This window comes from Devosia sp. CN2-171, assembly GCF_049354815.1.
Taxonomy (GTDB): domain Bacteria; phylum Pseudomonadota; class Alphaproteobacteria; order Rhizobiales; family Devosiaceae; genus Devosia_A.
In genome coordinates, this window is sequence record NZ_CP186479.1 from 3,497,404 (window position 1) to 3,512,300 (window position 14,897).

Sequence of the window (14,897 nt, forward strand, 5' to 3'; positions counted from 1 at the left end):
CAAGGCCCCGAAACGAGGATGTGGTGGGCTGATCGATGGCCCCTGTGATTTCCACGGGCAGCTGCTTCATCGAGCGAAATCCAGCGGACAAGATGAGCTGTGCATTGGGGCTTTCTCTGAACCGAATCTGAACCTTACGCTCAATCCGCGTTCAATGGGCGCGAGCGATATCGCCGCCCTCCGCTGCCAGTTGGTTGCGGCCCAGCGGCAATTTCGCCGCCTTCGAGAACCGCAGATGACCAACACTACCCGTATTGCCGCGCTCGGCCTCGCCGCCCTCCTCCTCACCACAGCCGGCGCCCATGCCTTTGGGGCGCGAGAGTCCGTAGGTGAATCGGTCGCCGACTCGATCGGCGATGCAATCGACACCGATCAGGCACAGGATGCCGGTGACAACCTCCAGGATGCGATCGATACCGACGAGGCTCGTGACGTCGACGAGAACCTCCATGACAAGATCGTCTTCTTCAACAATGAGAACATGAACGACATCATGCTCGGCAGTAACGGCAAGCTGGACATGAAGCAGGCCCTAGCCGCGGGCCTTCTGAAGCTCACCTGCCTCGTGGACGACGACGCTCTCATAATCACTAATAACGGCAGCCTTGCCTTGCCGGCCAAGACCAAACTCCGCTGGACGGTCGCCGCGCTCGGCGAAGTTGGTACTCTGAAGCTCTCGACAGAACTGGCGGCCGGAGCCCGTGCTCGCACTGCCGAGGTGGTCGCGGGTGCCGACGGCGAAAGCTGTGCAATCAAGGTGCTCGGCCACTAAGGCCGGGCACCCCCAGATTTGCCGGATTGAACGGCGCTATGCATCGGCGGCAGTTGCGATCCGCCGAGCGCTAGCCCTTCCCGCGGCCTCGCGCGGCGGGCTTCGTTGGCTTTGCCTTGCTGAGCTCATCCATGCGACGCACGGCGAGCAACTGCACATAATCGCCCCTGGGGTTCGCCCCGTTCAATTGGGTTGGTTGCCGCGGCACTTGGGGTACTGGCTTCCAGAACTCCGTCAATCCTGCCACGTCATCGGCGCCAAACATCATCTTCCGGCCAATGATGCGGCAGTGGCCGCTCTTCCGGGCGTCTTCCCTGAGCCTTCGCTCGGAAATACCGAAACGCGCAGCGATTTGGCTCGCGGTAAAGAGATCCGGAAGCTCGTCGATTGAGGACATTGGAAAGGCCATGGATGTTTGACCGCTGAATTTATGCGCCGCAACGAATAGCCCGCAACTCTGCGTCGCCAGATGCGCATTCTGAGGGGTCGTAACGTTTGACAGTGGGGAGATCAGTGGGGACAGAGACTAATAGCACCAAGACGCACTGGCTAAACAAAGGCTTAGCGACATAAGAGGCGGACGACCCCTCCGTCGAATCCCTTTTAGACGGCGTCAGCGACCTTCAGACTTAGGCGCCGCCCCGGATAACTGGCAACCCGCCGGCTCCAGATTGTCTCTGCCGAATGCTTCGATCGGAAGGCGGTTCGGGTGGCGTTGAATCCCAGGTGATCGATATCGACTTCGTCTCGCAACCGGGGCACTGCAGGAGCATCCGCAGCCGCTCGAGGGGGAAGTCCCATAGCAACACCATCAGCAGAGAGTGCACGTCGATCCGGAATCGCCGATATCGACGATCTAGGTAGACGACCTGACGGCTGCTGTTCCCGCCGCTTTTTAGATGACCGAGAATTCCTCGGCGGAGGCCATAAGGTTGCCGCGCGACGAGCGTTTGACCAAACCAACTACCTTGATCATTTGGCCGCTTCGATGGGCGTCCACCGCGACGAGATAAGAGTGGGGAACGAGCTTCACACGGAGCAAGGTCGGTCCTCGCATTTGGCTTTCTCCCTCCACCACAATTTCCCGGGTTCCTTCGTGGAGTAGATCTGCGGGGTTCTCGCGGGTCTCGAGCCGGATCACCTTGCCGACAATCGTCTCGATGTCGCTGAAGGACGGCGGCTTGAGGTAGCTAACCGCAGCATCCACCAAGGGGAGTACGGAGCCTGGAACCTCAGAGACTAGCTGCAGTCCATGCGGCGCCGGCCAGGCGCTCGTAAGGGTTATGTCAAAGGTGATCTTTGCTGCGGAGCTGTCACCCAGCAGCCTTGTGAAGTCGTCCAGCATATTCACGTTGAAACCTTGGGCCGCCATCTCGATCAGTGGTTCATGGCTCTGGAGCAGAGCCGCTCTTTCGAGGGTCGCGAGTCCTTTGGCGATCCTCTCGATCACACGCCGCTCGAAGGGAACCGGCCCCGGTTCTTCATCCAACGCTGCCGGCGATGGTCCAGCCTCTGACTCAATTGTGAACCCGAAGCTGCCTCGGAAGGTATGCCCAAAACGGCAGCGGTTGACATACTCCGCCCCCACTATTTGATTGTCCTCGACATAGATCGAGCGCTTGAGTTCAGCCGCCGCTGCAGAACCTAGTAGCCGCCGAGCATTCCTCAGGAACCGTTCAGCCACATTCAGCGATACGCTGTCGCGAAGAACCATGTTGTCAGGCAGTCGCGCGCGCACAATGTCGAAGTCGAACATCGCGACGTCATGCGCCACCCATTCTATCTCTCGTCCGACCAACCCGGCCAATGTCCTTAGCGCCTGCATCAGGCGCCTGTCGGCGTCCACAGTGGTGGAATTGGCCGGAAGGACGATTTCCAACGCGGTAGCTCCTTCGCCAGGAAGGGTGAAGAGCTCGAGCGCGCCATTTCTCAGCGACTGGGAACTCCATCCGTTGGCGCGCAGAAATCGGCGCATCAAGCCGAGCTGTGGTAGATTCACTTTTGGAGCATCAGACATGGTCCCGCGCCCCCTTGTTGTATGCCTTGGCTCTTTCGAGGAGTTCCAACAGGTTACTGCTCGTAAGGGCGTTCGCTCTGGGTATTCGGATGCGGCGGGTTGAGGCGTTGTCGGTGGGTGGACCGTGGGGCAACCAATACCAGTAGCAACAGTTCTTTAGCAGCAGCGCTCGCTCATTCTGCCTAAGCCAAAGCCGATCTTGCAGGGGCAAGCACATCACGATGACCACCAACGGGACGGCGCTGGGGTCGCGAATTGCCATGCTGTTATAGGCTCGCGCTTCAAGATCATAGACAACGTGGTCGTCGTCTAAGGCCCATCTGATTGAAGCCTTGAGTTGAAAATCGACCTGGAATCCGTTCTCGATGCGGCTCGAGCCCCATTGGGCAATTGGATAAAAGGAACCATCGACCCCGTAGTCGTGGGGTCTCCCAAAGCTCGCGCTCACCCCAGCTCGGGCCGAAACGGCCGCCACGTAGGCAATGGACAAGTCTTCCTTGATGTGCGGCTCGGTGAGCACGCCTGCCATCCCCCAAATGCAGGAAGGTGCAGGAGGCGCGAGCCATCGACCGGAAGTCAATAGGCGAGCAGCCGATACCTGCTCTTCGAGCCTCTGCAGCCGCTCCATCATGTCTCCGGTCCCGCTAAGTCCCCGCCCCACCGACGCGTTCGCATTTTAACCCCCTCTGACCGCAGATCCGTTTTCCAGCGTTTGTTTATCGGTCCTGACCATCGGCCTCATATGCGCGCATTGCGGCAGCAAGCGCCGCATCTCTCTGTTCCTTGGTCACCTTGGAACGCTCGACAGACGCCTCAACCTGCATAGGCAAGACGCGTCCAAGCAGTGCAACGAACGAGCGCTTCTCGTTCCTGGCAATATCGCGCAGGTATCCCTCGAGCCCGTCTTTGCCTTCGCCATCCTCACCGACCGACTGGGCAGCGAGTAGGATCGCCTCCTTGAGTGCGCCCGTGACCTTGTTGACCGACCCCGCGGGACGGCCGGGGCCAGCACGGCCACTACCGATGCCGTCGCTCAATGCATCTCTCCTGCGTAGGTAGCCGCCCACTGATCTTCTGTCAGCGGCTCGTCTGACACTTCGTAGGTGACGAGATGTGTGCCCTCGACCTGAAGCGGCAGCACCTTGCCCAGCAAGGTCATGAAGGCTACGGGGTTCTCGCCCGCCTGACGCTTTAGATAGGCCACCAAGTCGCCATCGCCGGCCTCTGTCGCCGCCTGGAGGATGGCGTCCTTCAGCACCGCTGTAACCTTGTTTGGGCTGCCTTTGGGACGACCCGGTCCGGCTTTGCCTTCGCCTATGCGCTTGGGCTGTTCCGACATCACTGCACCCTGTGGAGTCGGTCGGGCCGCATTGGGTCGATTGCCGGCCATACCTTTGCGAGCAGAGCGCGCCAGGTGACGATGAAGACGGTCGGCTGATCCTCCAACTCCAGATCCCACGGCGGATCGAACCCTGCAGCGGCGAGGTAGCCGGCGACCAGCCAGAGGTCTTCCCGCCATTTGTGGAGGGCTGCTATCCACTGGAAGTTGCCGTCGATTGTCTGCACGGCGACAGGGTAGCGCGCGAGCAAAACGCCGATGGTCAGCATCGCTTCCTGAACCATGGTTGAGAGTTCAGAGTTGGGCGGGTCGTAGAGAATGGCCGGGGCAGTGTTGAGCATCGCGATCCCACTAGAGCTTTATGATCACGAGCTCGAAGATGGTCGGCTGCATGTTGTTGTGCGCCGAACCTGAGCCCGTTGAGGCGGACGTGCCGGTTATTGCTGCAGTGCCCGAGCCGCCAACCTGCTGCCCCGGCGTATTGGTCGGGGTGCCCGTGAAAGCGGCGTAGTTAGCAACACTTGATGATCGCAGCATCATTCCGCCGAGCGGGTCGTTAGTGTCATCGTTGCCGTTGTCCACACGGGTCGGATGGCCATGGTTGGGCATGAGCAGTGTGCCGGCGGCGTGGTCGTGTGCGGGTAGCTGTGCAGTCGTCAGGGCCACATCATCGACCCCGGCCGTCGCGCCCAGGATGGACGAGGTCTCGCCACCATCGACGAGACTGTCGGCGATGCGTCCTGCATCGGAGTTGCCCATTGTGGCCATGCCGGCTGGGATCCGCTCGCGGTAGTCTGGCAGAGTAAGGGCTTTGTTCGCACCCCAGTCCCCTGCCGCAGTACCCCCGCGTCCACCCGAGACGCTTAGCGTGCTGTCGACGGTCCAGAGGTGAACAAACAAGTCTTCACAGTCGGCATTGGCGCGCTCGGTGGCTCCAGAGGTTGCAGAACCGATGGTGCGCCCACCTGCCCGTACCCAGCCGGCCGGTGCATCCGTACCGTAGTAGCCAATGCGCATGCCGGTTTTGACCAGGAGCTCCGGCGCCGTATCGCCGGCATCCGGTGGGACGTATGTTGCTGCCTGGGGCACGTCGATGGCGTCGATGTCCCAGACCACCGCGCCGTTTCCATCGGTCAACCTGGATCGAAAGGCCCCCGGATTGGAGTTGAGGTACAGCGGGCCGAATTGGCCGCGGGCGTTTGCAGTGCGGGCCGAGACACCGGCGGCAGTGCTGAGCGAGTAGTCGGTATAGACCGTCTGCGGCGTCGAGGTCAGCGCGTTGAAAAACTCGACCAATGCACCGACCATCGGATCCCCACTCTCGTCGATCCACGGGATGAGTGAGCCATTCCACATCACCGCCATGATGCGTCTCCTTTGAGCGTCTTGAAGCTGGGGAGGATCGGGAGCATCTTCCCCGCCATGGTGAAGCGTCCCGAAATTGAGTTGAGGCGCGAGCGCGGTGATTGGGTGGAAGTGCCGAAAGGCCCGCTCGACAAGCCCCGTACCCTCTGGCTGTTGATGGTGCTCTTCGGAGGAATGACGCTACTCTGCGTCGTGATGGCGTACATCACCGGCAATCCCATGTTCGCCTTACTGACCGCGCCTTTCGCTTTCCTTGCGGGAGTGGCCTTCGTTGGTAGGTTCCCGGCCATGTTTTTCCGTCGCGACCGCACCTAGCGCCCCCCGGTGACGAGAATTTCGAGATACTTGCGGGGATCGTCGTTCGCGTTTGCGGCGCCCGGCGCCAGTGGTTGCAGGTTCACCCCGTTGACGGGTGCGGCTGCTGGCCTCTGCCCTAGGGCGGTGCTGGCTCTAACGGTATCGGCAGTCCGCCGTGCGCTGCGATCCAGACCCGCACGAATGGCCGGTGGACCCAGTAGCGCTGCACCAGCGCCGACCGGACCGCCTGCCATGCCGGCGAAGATGGTCTGGCCCATGCCACCGCCATTGGCCAAGTACTTCATCACGTTGCCGATGGGCCCGCCTTCGACAAACTTCTCCATCTCGGCGATGTCCTCAGGAAGAAGTCGGCCGCGCTGCTTGTCGTTGAGCAGCATCCTGCGGAACTCGCCCTTGAGGCCCTCGGTGAAATTGCCGGAGAGCCGGGCCGAGTAGATTGCATCCTCTAGGGCCTTGGTGCGCTTGTGGACGGCCCACTGATCCTTGCCGACCTTCCACTTCGAAGCCGCCTCGACGCCGTTGCCGGAGCCCTCGAAGGCGCCCTGCGGCAGGCTGTCCATGTAATCGTCAAGCTGCTTGAGCATAATGCCGCCAACGCGCGCCTCGCCCGGCTTGGTGCTGCGAGCGGCGTTCTGGAAGCTCTCCTCGAGCCGCTGAAATGCCTTGATAGTCATTGGCTCGCCGGCGAGCTTGTCGAGGTGCACCATCGCTTTGCGAACGCGACCGAAGTCCCCGACCATCTTGCCGCCAACCATAAGCCCTTCGTCTGTGAGGAAGCTGCCGAGGTCGTGCTTTAGGATCGCAGTGGCCGTTGGCTTCAACGTCACGCCGGCAGTCTCAGCGGCCTTGTAAGCGGCTTGCGAGTTGGCCTTGAGGGCATCGGCGGCCGGGGCCGTGTCGATAGCCTCAGTCACGGCGCGCGCCTTGGCGCCCTGCTTGAAGGCGGCATTAACTGCGCCGGCCACCCCATCGAGCACGAGGCCCGTTCCGGCGCCCATCGCGGCGCCCGTGGCCGCTCCTACTGCCCGATCACCGAGGTCACCTTCTGCTGCACCTGCGCCGTAGATGCCTCCTTGGCCGGCATTGACGGCAAGGTTGGCACCGACGCGCTGCAGGGTGTTTGCGCCCTGTCCTGCAAGCGTTCCGCCAGCCGCCACACTGGTGGGGATCGCGCCGGCAATCTCTGCCCCATACGCGGCAACAGGGTTCTCTTTGCGGAAGTCGTCGATATCGCCACGTTCGCGGGCGAGATAGGCGTCATAGCGTTGGCGGAAGTCCTTGCCCCGATCACCATGGACGAGGGGATCAAGCGCGGCAGCTCCACCCGCAACAACCTCATCGCCCCAGCCGAACATGCCGCCCTGGCCGAAGGCACGCGCGATGTTCTCAATGAAGCTGGGTTCCGACTTTGTAAGCTTGCCGCCGTAGCGGGCCGCAGCCTGTTCGGGCGTCTCGCCAACGCCGGGGGCTTCCAGGGCGCCGATGGCATAGTCGTAGTACGGCGAGCCCATCGTCTCGTCGATGAGGTCGCGGCGGTCCAGACCTACCTTGTTGAGGTAATCGACCAGCGGCATGTCGCTGTAGTGGTTCTGATGCATGGCGAGCGCGAACTGCGCATCGGTCATGCCTGCCGAATTGGGCGCCTCCGCTTTCATCTGCTGCAGCTTCTGAAGGCCGGCTGGGTCGAATGCTATCGGGGCGGGCTTTTCCGGCACCCGTGGCGGTTCCTGCATTGGGTTGAACGGTAAGCCGGCCATCTCGTCACCTCACCGAATGCCCATGGGGTCGGGCAGCGTGCCGCCACCGCCAGTTGCCGGGGCAGCACCTGCGCCACGCCCTACATTTAGCTGCTGCGGGAACAGCGGATTGGCTTCTGCCCAGTCGGCGAGGTAGCTAGCCCAATTGCTGTCGAGGCGACCGTCGTGCTGCGCAGCGTATTGCGCCGCGACTTTGCCGATTTCGATTTGCCGCTGTGCCAGCTTGCGCTGCATGGCGATGAGGGCACGGTTGCCTTCTTCGGTGGCGCTGAGGTCGGCCGTCTGCTCGACGACGAACGACCGATCGGCGTTCGAGAAACCAGCACCCAGCGATCCACCCATGAGGTCAAGGGCGGATTGTTTCGCGAGCGCGTTGAACTGCTCCATAGAGGTCGCCGCGGCTGGATCGAGGCCCATGGTAGCTACGAGCCGTTTCACAGCTAGAGCGGGTTCGGAGCCGAAGCCCGAATAGAACTTCGGGTCGTCGAGAGCCGCCGTCATGGCGTCGAGCGTGGTGATCGTGCGAAGTGCGTTGTTGCTGCCGTCTTGCGTCGCGATGAAGGTTTCGGCCAGGTTCTGGTTCAACTTCTGGTCGTAAGCTTTTTCGCCGCCGATGCTGACGTTCACGCCGCCCCCGCCAACAGCTTTCACCTGGCCCGTCTGGTCGACCTGATAGACGCCCTTGTCATCGGCCGGGATGCCCATTTGCGCGCGTTCGTTGGGATCGGTAACGGTGCGCCAGCTGTCCGTTTTGGCGCCGTCCCGGAGCAACTTCACCTCGCCCGTCGACATGTTCACCTGCGCGAGGGTGCCATCGGGCGAGGAGAACGTCTGGAACTGGTCGGTAGTGGTGCTGCCCTTCTGTGCCTGCTGGATCAGCGAGGCGCCGAACTCACGGGTCGCCGGGTTCTGCACCAGCGCCATGAGGACTTCTTTCGGGGGTAGCGGCACTTGGCGCACTGGGCCGGCGAACGAGCCATCGGTACCCGCACGCGGCGCTCGATAGCCCCCAGTAGCTCCGCCACCCTTTGTCGATGCCCATTGCACGAAATCGCCCTGCGTCATGTCGACTAGCTGGGGATTGGCTTCGATTACCTCGGGCGATACCAGCGCCGTCATCGGCGCATTGGAAGGGGCGCTTAGCACCTTCGACGCTCCGCCGGCGCCAAGGAAGTGCGCGGAGTAGAGAGATGTCGGATTGACGGGGATCCCCGCACTGCGAAGCGCCCTGATGTTGTCATTGGTGAAAGCGCGCATCGCCTTCTCGGACTGCGCGGGATCGGTGCGGCCATCGGGGGTAAGCCCAAGGTCGGGGTACTGGTGCATGAGCCCGGACCATGTGTCGTCGAGGAATTGGTACGGACCCTCTGCGCTCGAGTTGGGGTTGCGGGCGTTTGGATCGCCGCCGCTCTCTGCCGCTCGGGTCGAGGCGATATAGTACGACATCGCCGGGTCGTTCGGATCAGCGCTGGCGACCCGCTTTGGTGCCCTTGGCTGCTGCCCGTATCGTGCCTCAAGTGCAGCGGACGTGCGAGGGTCACGGGCGAGTTCGGCGGCATCGTGCGAGCCGCTGATCAGTTGGTCGAGACTGCTGGGCACACCCGTTCGGCCACCGGGCGAGGTGGGGCGGATTTCGCCCTGGCCGGGGTTCGTCGCCGCGCCGGCACGAACAGCGGGATCGGTGCCGTAAAGGCTCTCGACGTACTTCGCCAGCGTGTCCCTGGCCTCGTTCTCGTAGCGCTCACCGCGAGCGCCTGCACGCGCAGTATCAAACGCAATGAGCGCATCCCCGAGAGGGTCCCGGACTTCCGGCACTGTCCAGCTGGTGTTCCGAACCATCGTCGCCCCCTACGCCGCTTCGGGCGAGTCGGACGCCTGGCGGATGGCGCGGCGGACGAATTCAGAGACGGAAGTCCGGCGTGCGGCTGCCATGCCAAACACCTCGCGCTTCTCCTCGGCGGAGCACACCACTTTGATCACTTCATCGACCTTGGGCCGGGTCGGCAGCTTGGTTTTCATGGATCGCGCTTTCCAACGACTAGTGTTGGCCGAAGGTAGGCCAGAACCGCCGTTTTGACCAGCAAAAATCCGCTTAAGTCCTTGATATTATTTGATAATGTTCCTGGATGTGTCTGCGTGTGCCCGTGTGACCAAGGCAGAGAGAGCAAACCTCGGCCACGTCGCCGGCTGCCCGCCCGCTTCCTTGCCTGCGTTGTGGGCGCCACTGCGGAAGCGGGCTGCCGTTCGCGGTGCCCCTTTCTCCCGAGATATAGATAGTAGGGGCGAAAACGCCCCCAATGCAGTAGGGGCGAAAACGCCCCCGAAAACCTGCTCAGTCAGGGGCGAAAACGCCCCCGGTGTCAGGGGCGAAAACGCCCCCGGTGAAATGATTTAGGCAGGTTCAATTTGCGGTCGACGGATTTCAACCATTCGTTGAAGCGACCGTCTGGCTATGCTGATGCCAACCTGGCGGTACCGATTCAGGCAGCGATCACGATTTGACCGCGACCCGCCTTCTTGGCGGCGTAACAGGCTGCGTCCGCCTGGGCGAGAACAGCGTCAGCGGTTGCGCCAGCGGTCAGCTGAACTAGACCAATGCTCGCCCCCAGTTTGTGTGGCTTCCTCATCGGTGCAATTTCGATGGAGGCGATCGCAGCGGATACTTCCTCAGCTAGTCCGAGAGCGTTCTCCAATGCGCAGTCGCGCAGCAACACGACGAACTCGTCACCGCCGATCCGTGCGGTGAAATCGGCGCTGCGAACCACCGATTTGATCCGTTCTCCCACGGCAACCAGAACCGAGTCGCCGGCTGCATGTCCGAGCGCGTCGTTGATCGGCTTGAACTGGTCGAGGTCGATGAACATGAGGCAACTTGGCAGGGCCCCAGCCGCCGCCACCACGGCACTACCGAACGAAGCGCGGTTGGCCAACCCCGTCAGTGGGTCGTGCGTCGCCGCGTGCTCAAGTCGCGCCTCGATCTCCTTGAGGTGCGTGATGTCGGTATCGGTGCCGATGGTGCGCAGCACCCTGCCTTCCGAATCCCAGGCAACCGGCTTGCCCCGGCTCAAAATCCAAATGTAGCCCCCATCGCGATGACGCTCGCGATACTCGAGAATGTCGTAGCCATCGTCGCCAAGGTTCTGCCGCGAGACGGTCGAGCGTATCCGCTCACGATCGTCGGGGTGGATGCGCTCGATCCAGGCTTCCTGCCGGTCGTCGATCGGCTCATCGAGTGGAATGCCGCGCATGATGCGCCACATTGGCGAGTAGAACATGTGGCCGGTCCGACCATCGTGGTCCCACACGCCCTGCCGCGCGGCCTCGAGCGCGAAATGCCAGCGGCTCTCACTCTCGGCAAGCGACGCCTCGGCGGCCTTGCGCCGGTCAATGCTGTTGACTTGCGCGATGATATAGACCGGCTGACCAGTAACATCTGACTCAAGCACCGAAAGTGCCACCATTGCCCAGATGCTCTGCCCTCTGGCATCCCGGCAGCGATATTCGCCCTCATGGGTGCTCGACCGACCTGCCAACACATTAGCAAGGGCTTGCTGGCCTTCGCGGTCGTCGGGGGCGAAGATGCGGTGCAGGTTCATCTCGCCGTCCCGGTTCGTCACCGAGAAGTCGCGGGCGAACGCGCGGTTCGTGTACAGGATATGCCCGTCCATTGCGGAAACGGCCATGCCGATTGCGGCTCCGTCGATGATGTTGCGCAACATTACGCCGTTCCTGCCAAACAGGAACGTTCCGGCGTCTTCCCCCCTGCCGATCGCCTCGCGCATGACGGTACGATGACATAGCGAGAGTTAATCGCGCGTGACGTTTAGTTCCCAAAGTAGGTCGAGTGCTCAGGCAGGCCTCAGAAAGCCCACCGTGTCGTAGGGGCCGCGGTAACACTCCGCGCAATCTTCACGACCCATTAGCCGTCTACCGTTCACTATTGGTCCCGATGTGGGGTTGCGCCTCCGAAGCTTTGCGTCAACAGGGTCGCGGGAAGCGCCTACTGAGATGTTCATTCGAGCGGGTGCGGAGCTCACCGCGAGGCAAATCCAAGGCCGGAAGCCTCTTGCAGCCTAGATCCAACTTCCAGCGAACCCCCGAGGAGGGGTCACATGTTTGCTCTCAAGACCGCCGTGCAAGCTCCGTTGCGTCTGGTCTTGTCCTGCCGACCTGCCAAGGGCCGAGCTTTGATCGAGTTGCTTCTGCTAGCCCTGCCGGTGCTGCTAAGTCTCGCTCTAGCCCTGGGCCTCAGCGAGCGCGAGATCCAGCAGCGAGCTGCGTTGTTGGCCGATCTCGCGCTCGATCGCAGCGCCCATATCACTACGCAGATTTCGGACGCTTTCCGGGCAATGCACGTCTATGCGCCCGCGAAGGCCTGCTCTGCTAGTTCGGTGGATTTCATGCGAAGCGTCGATCTGAGTTCGAGCCTGTTGCAGGGGGTAGGTTTCCTCTCACGAGACGCACTGCAATGTTCGTCACTAGGCTCGGTCCCGACCTATGTTGGCCCACCGGACTACATCTCTGCGACGAACACGTCCTTTCGACGCGATCGGACGCTCGCAGAGGCCAGGCGAACCAAGTTGCTTCTGGTGAGCGACAGCGATGGATACACCGCGCTGATTCATCCTTCGCTGCTGTTTTCTCTGGAGCGAACTGACTCCAGCGCTCCCCAGGGCCTAGTCGCTTTATCCAATCGGCAGACCATCATCGCGCGAGGCGATCTGACCATTGATTGGCGCAGTACCGCCATGGACGGAATGGCAGGTATCATCATCCAAGATGGCTGGGTGGTTGCTTGGCAGCGGTCGCCGAAATGGGACCACTTCGCCTATGCAGCGGTTGCAAGTGGTACTCTATACGACACATTCGCGACGATGTGCCTCATCTTCCTTCCACTTGGGGCGGCAGGAAGCCTCCTCTTTGTCGTTGCTAATCGTCGCCTCACCGCGGCTCGAGAATCTTTGCCGTCCCAGCTCCGTAACGGATTGAGACACGGCGAGCTGGTGGTCGTGTATCAACCCATTGTTGAGCTTGCGACTGGCAGATGGGTCGGCGCAGAGGTGCTTGCTCGATGGCGGCGCTCAAACGGCGAGTGGGTTTCTCCGGATGTATTTGTGCCAATCGCGGAACAACACGGCATCATTCGGGAACTAACCCGGACTGTGCTTGCCTTGTCCATTGAGGACTTCGGTAGTCACTTCATTGGGCTGGAGGAGTTCTACCTGAGCATCAACATCTCCTCCAGCGACCTCGCGGCGCCGGATTTTGCCGACGAGGTGGCACAGGCGGTGGTGTCGCGCGGCCTGTCTCCGAAGTGCTTCCACCTGGAGGTTACCGAGCGCGCCGAGGTCAAACTCGAAGCTGAGGTCGCTGGCATCAATTCTCTGAGGGAGCAGGGCTTCGCAATCGGAATTGACGATTTCGGGATCGGCTATTCAAACCTTGCCTATATCGATCGGCTCGCCATCGACTACATCAAAATTGATCGGGTTTTTGTAGCCAACTCCACGCGCGACACGCTGGGGAGAGGAGTACTCGAGCACATTATCGACATTGCACAGGACCACCGTCTAACGGCGATTGCTGAGGGGATTGAAACAGGTCAGCAACTCGCTGACCTGATCGCTCGCGGTGTCGCTTACGGGCAGGGGTATCTGTTTGCCAGGCCGCTGCCTATTGTACAGTTCGTGAGTCTGTTACGCGAACAGGCAGGACGTGACGGTACGGTAGTCAAAGGGCGGGCGGCCTAAACGCTTTGCGCCACAGCCCCAGCACCGATACTCTCGGACCTACGAAGCCCGCTGAGTGAGTTCGGCAGTCACCGCGGCCCGAAGGGTTGATATTTGCCGATCGATGTCTGCTTCACTCGCTCCAAGCTGTCGCAGGTGCCGCTCGACTGTTCGCATGCGAACTCGCCAAATAGTCTGTCGGCCTCGATCTGTGCGCTCCGCGCGAAGGACACTCACGAGAGCTAGGACAACACGCCGGTCGCGCGCAATCGGGAAGAGCAGCAGCTCATGCGGCATTGGCGATCCCCGGCAGGTGTGGCCCCGCTCTGACTACAATCGGTACATGGCGCCATTCGTCGGTCGGTGCCGCTTTTGACGTGGCCAAATAGGTTAGGCGATATCTGCTTGGCTGGCGGAAGGCAGCGTTTCCGCCTCGCCCACGATGCGTGACACGTATGAAGCCGGCTTCTTCCAGTTCGCGTATAGCTGGCGCGATAGATTTTCGCCGGACTCCGAACAGTTCGAAGTCGCCGTAGGTCACCGGCAAGTTGCCATTCTCGACGCCGCCGTGGTTCGCGTGCTCGCATTCAATTCGATCGAGGACTCGGCGGGCCGCCAGGGAAAGATTTCCCCAGGCAGCGCTTTCGAGCATGTCGATCCGGTGCGGAATGAACTGACCGACGATCGTGTTGGGTTTCGGCCTGGGCACAGCCTACGCCTCAAGCCAGCCATGGCGCACCACCTCGACGCCGATCCGGGCCTCCGGACGTTTGGGACAGAGGTCAGCCATTTGCCGACCACCGCAGAAAAGCGTGTAGTTGTTGGTGGTGACGACGGCAGTACCATTCGACGGTTAGCGGCGCGGAATAGTCCGGGTGATGGGCCTCGGTTCGCAGCGAGCCGCACCAGCACTTGCCCCGCTTGAGCCTACCGTTGCGAAGGGCCTGCCGTACCAGAGCATGCGCCTTTAGCTTCTCACGGTTTCGATAAGCCCATTTGAGTTGTGGCGTAGGTGGCAGCGCCGGGTCCCGACGCCTCCAGGTTTTGCTCTTGAAAATCGCGGTGTCGGTCATGCTGACCTCCCGCCAAGTCCAGCAATCTCGGCGATTGCGTTGCACGTCGCGGCAGCACGCCTCGTTCGAAACCAGATTACGCGGCCGGCAGGCGTCAGATCTACCGGGGGCGTTGACTGGTGGTGCGGTTGGTCGTTGCGGCGCGGGCCGCTGTCAGGCATAATGATGTTCTTCATCGACGAATACCACGGGACCGGGCGGGCAAGCCTTGGTCCCGTTTCCTTTCAGGTTGGGGACAGGTCAGGCCGCTTTGCGCGGTTCGTAGGCGGGCAGATTGTCGAGGAACGCTTGCGCGTCCGATGCGAGGATTACGGTGCGGGTGCCGAGCTTCTTAGCTTTCAGCTTGCCGGCATTAATCTCGCGATAGGCCTGGGAGCGGCTGATGCCGGCCAGGCGGAGGAAGGCGGGGAGCGGGTAGGCGAGGTCTTCGGTGTTCATCGGGGCCATCCATGATTTCGGATGGCGTCGAAGTAGCCCCATGTATGCTGGGCTGTCGCAAGATGCACCGTTGCGCAACAACGGCAAAA

At 61.6% G+C, this 14,897-nt stretch carries 17 protein-coding genes; 4 read left to right on the forward strand and 13 right to left on the reverse strand.

Going from position 1 to position 14,897, the window contains the following annotated elements; all coding sequences use genetic code 11:
- The first annotated feature begins 235 nt into the window (after positions 1 to 235).
- A complete protein-coding gene (locus tag ACOYW5_RS17405; RefSeq protein ID WP_423066153.1) occupies positions 236 to 772 on the forward strand; it encodes a hypothetical protein in 537 nt (178 codons plus the stop codon).
- A gap of 70 nt (positions 773 to 842) precedes the next feature.
- Here the strand turns inward: ACOYW5_RS17405 and ACOYW5_RS17410 are convergent, their stop codons facing one another.
- The 7 genes from ACOYW5_RS17410 to ACOYW5_RS17440 all read right to left on the reverse strand — a co-directional run bounded on the left by ACOYW5_RS17410 (position 843) and on the right by ACOYW5_RS17440 (position 5,493).
- Positions 843 to 1,169 (reverse strand): hypothetical protein, encoded by a 327-nt coding sequence (locus ACOYW5_RS17410; RefSeq protein WP_423066154.1) that lies wholly within the window; start codon positions 1,167 to 1,169, stop codon positions 843 to 845.
- 498 nt (positions 1,170 to 1,667) lie between these two features.
- On the reverse strand, positions 1,668 to 2,789 hold the full coding sequence (locus ACOYW5_RS17415; protein ID WP_423066155.1) for a hypothetical protein: 1,122 nt from the start codon (positions 2,787 to 2,789) through the stop codon (positions 1,668 to 1,670).
- Positions 2,782 to 3,417 carry a DUF4365 domain-containing protein gene (locus tag ACOYW5_RS17420; protein ID WP_423066156.1) on the reverse strand — a complete coding sequence of 212 codons (636 nt, stop codon included), beginning with the start codon at positions 3,415 to 3,417 and terminating at the stop codon, positions 2,782 to 2,784. Before ACOYW5_RS17420 ends, ACOYW5_RS17415 begins: the two co-directional genes overlap by 8 nt.
- 88 nt (positions 3,418 to 3,505) lie before the next feature.
- Entirely contained in the window at positions 3,506 to 3,826 is a 321-nt protein-coding gene (locus ACOYW5_RS17425; RefSeq protein WP_423066157.1) for a hypothetical protein, read from the reverse strand.
- Positions 3,823 to 4,128, reverse strand: coding sequence for a hypothetical protein (locus ACOYW5_RS17430; RefSeq protein ID WP_423066158.1), 306 nt, complete (start codon positions 4,126 to 4,128; stop codon positions 3,823 to 3,825). Before ACOYW5_RS17430 ends, ACOYW5_RS17425 begins: the two co-directional genes overlap by 4 nt.
- Entirely contained in the window at positions 4,128 to 4,469 is a 342-nt protein-coding gene (locus ACOYW5_RS17435) for a hypothetical protein (RefSeq protein WP_423066159.1), read from the reverse strand. The genes ACOYW5_RS17430 and ACOYW5_RS17435 overlap by 1 nt, the downstream gene beginning before the upstream one ends.
- Positions 4,470 to 4,479: 10 nt before the next feature.
- Entirely contained in the window at positions 4,480 to 5,493 is a 1,014-nt protein-coding gene (locus ACOYW5_RS17440; protein WP_423066160.1) for a hypothetical protein, read from the reverse strand.
- Positions 5,494 to 5,550: 57 nt separating this feature from the next.
- Between ACOYW5_RS17440 and ACOYW5_RS17445 the strand changes: the two genes are divergently transcribed.
- On the forward strand, positions 5,551 to 5,808 hold the full coding sequence (locus ACOYW5_RS17445) for a hypothetical protein (RefSeq protein WP_423066161.1): 258 nt from the start codon (positions 5,551 to 5,553) through the stop codon (positions 5,806 to 5,808).
- Here ACOYW5_RS17445 and ACOYW5_RS17450 read toward each other — a convergent pair.
- The 4 genes from ACOYW5_RS17450 to ACOYW5_RS17465 form a co-directional block, all read right to left on the reverse strand.
- A complete protein-coding gene (locus ACOYW5_RS17450) occupies positions 5,805 to 7,544 on the reverse strand; it encodes a hypothetical protein (protein ID WP_423066162.1) in 1,740 nt (579 codons plus the stop codon). The two genes, ACOYW5_RS17445 and ACOYW5_RS17450, sit on opposite strands and share 4 nt — an antisense overlap.
- A gap of 33 nt (positions 7,545 to 7,577) precedes the next feature.
- Positions 7,578 to 9,407 (reverse strand): hypothetical protein, encoded by a 1,830-nt coding sequence (locus tag ACOYW5_RS17455; RefSeq protein WP_423066163.1) that lies wholly within the window; start codon positions 9,405 to 9,407, stop codon positions 7,578 to 7,580.
- Positions 9,408 to 9,416: 9 nt separating this feature from the next.
- Positions 9,417 to 9,587 carry a ribbon-helix-helix protein, CopG family gene (locus tag ACOYW5_RS17460; protein WP_423066164.1) on the reverse strand — a complete coding sequence of 57 codons (171 nt, stop codon included), beginning with the start codon at positions 9,585 to 9,587 and terminating at the stop codon, positions 9,417 to 9,419.
- A 461-nt stretch (positions 9,588 to 10,048) separates the two neighbouring features.
- Positions 10,049 to 11,350, reverse strand: a complete 1,302-nt coding sequence (locus ACOYW5_RS17465; protein WP_423066165.1) for a diguanylate cyclase — start codon at positions 11,348 to 11,350, stop codon at positions 10,049 to 10,051.
- A gap of 330 nt (positions 11,351 to 11,680) precedes the next feature.
- Here ACOYW5_RS17465 and ACOYW5_RS17470 point away from each other — a divergent pair, with 330 nt between their 5' ends.
- Positions 11,681 to 13,318, forward strand: coding sequence for an EAL domain-containing protein (locus ACOYW5_RS17470; RefSeq protein ID WP_423066166.1), 1,638 nt, complete (start codon positions 11,681 to 11,683; stop codon positions 13,316 to 13,318).
- A gap of 39 nt (positions 13,319 to 13,357) precedes the next feature.
- Here ACOYW5_RS17470 and ACOYW5_RS17475 read toward each other — a convergent pair whose 3' ends face one another.
- On the reverse strand, positions 13,358 to 13,594 hold the full coding sequence (locus ACOYW5_RS17475) for a DUF6074 family protein (RefSeq protein WP_423066167.1): 237 nt from the start codon (positions 13,592 to 13,594) through the stop codon (positions 13,358 to 13,360).
- A 145-nt stretch (positions 13,595 to 13,739) separates the two neighbouring features.
- Between ACOYW5_RS17475 and ACOYW5_RS17480 the strand changes: the two genes are divergently transcribed.
- Positions 13,740 to 14,222, forward strand: a complete 483-nt coding sequence (locus ACOYW5_RS17480; protein ID WP_423066168.1) for a hypothetical protein — start codon at positions 13,740 to 13,742, stop codon at positions 14,220 to 14,222.
- A 388-nt stretch (positions 14,223 to 14,610) separates the two neighbouring features.
- Here ACOYW5_RS17480 and ACOYW5_RS17485 read toward each other — a convergent pair whose 3' ends face one another.
- The gene (locus ACOYW5_RS17485) at positions 14,611 to 14,808 is read right to left on the reverse strand and encodes a DNA-binding protein (RefSeq protein ID WP_423066169.1); all 198 of its coding nucleotides are present in this window, start codon (positions 14,806 to 14,808) and stop codon (positions 14,611 to 14,613) included.
- Between the last annotated feature and the right edge of the window lie 89 nt (positions 14,809 to 14,897).

Coding starts and splice junctions, on each gene's coding strand:
- ACOYW5_RS17440 (WP_423066160.1), bottom strand. CDS start 5,493: ATGGCGGTGATGTGGAATGGCTCACTCATCCCGTGGATCGACGAGAGT.
- ACOYW5_RS17445 (WP_423066161.1), top strand. CDS start 5,551: ATGGTGAAGCGTCCCGAAATTGAGTTGAGGCGCGAGCGCGGTGATTGG.
- ACOYW5_RS17405 (WP_423066153.1), top strand. CDS start 236: ATGACCAACACTACCCGTATTGCCGCGCTCGGCCTCGCCGCCCTCCTC.
- ACOYW5_RS17450 (WP_423066162.1), bottom strand. CDS start 7,544: ATGCAGGAACCGCCACGGGTGCCGGAAAAGCCCGCCCCGATAGCATTC.
- ACOYW5_RS17435 (WP_423066159.1), bottom strand. CDS start 4,469: ATGCTCAACACTGCCCCGGCCATTCTCTACGACCCGCCCAACTCTGAA.
- ACOYW5_RS17455 (WP_423066163.1), bottom strand. CDS start 9,407: ATGGTTCGGAACACCAGCTGGACAGTGCCGGAAGTCCGGGACCCTCTC.
- ACOYW5_RS17465 (WP_423066165.1), bottom strand. CDS start 11,350: ATGCGCGAGGCGATCGGCAGGGGGGAAGACGCCGGAACGTTCCTGTTT.
- ACOYW5_RS17475 (WP_423066167.1), bottom strand. CDS start 13,594: ATGCCGCATGAGCTGCTGCTCTTCCCGATTGCGCGCGACCGGCGTGTT.
- ACOYW5_RS17485 (WP_423066169.1), bottom strand. CDS start 14,808: ATGAACACCGAAGACCTCGCCTACCCGCTCCCCGCCTTCCTCCGCCTG.
- ACOYW5_RS17415 (WP_423066155.1), bottom strand. CDS start 2,789: ATGTCTGATGCTCCAAAAGTGAATCTACCACAGCTCGGCTTGATGCGC.
- ACOYW5_RS17470 (WP_423066166.1), top strand. CDS start 11,681: ATGTTTGCTCTCAAGACCGCCGTGCAAGCTCCGTTGCGTCTGGTCTTG.
- ACOYW5_RS17430 (WP_423066158.1), bottom strand. CDS start 4,128: ATGTCGGAACAGCCCAAGCGCATAGGCGAAGGCAAAGCCGGACCGGGT.
- ACOYW5_RS17410 (WP_423066154.1), bottom strand. CDS start 1,169: ATGTCCTCAATCGACGAGCTTCCGGATCTCTTTACCGCGAGCCAAATC.
- ACOYW5_RS17420 (WP_423066156.1), bottom strand. CDS start 3,417: ATGGAGCGGCTGCAGAGGCTCGAAGAGCAGGTATCGGCTGCTCGCCTA.
- ACOYW5_RS17480 (WP_423066168.1), top strand. CDS start 13,740: ATGCGTGACACGTATGAAGCCGGCTTCTTCCAGTTCGCGTATAGCTGG.
- ACOYW5_RS17460 (WP_423066164.1), bottom strand. CDS start 9,587: ATGAAAACCAAGCTGCCGACCCGGCCCAAGGTCGATGAAGTGATCAAA.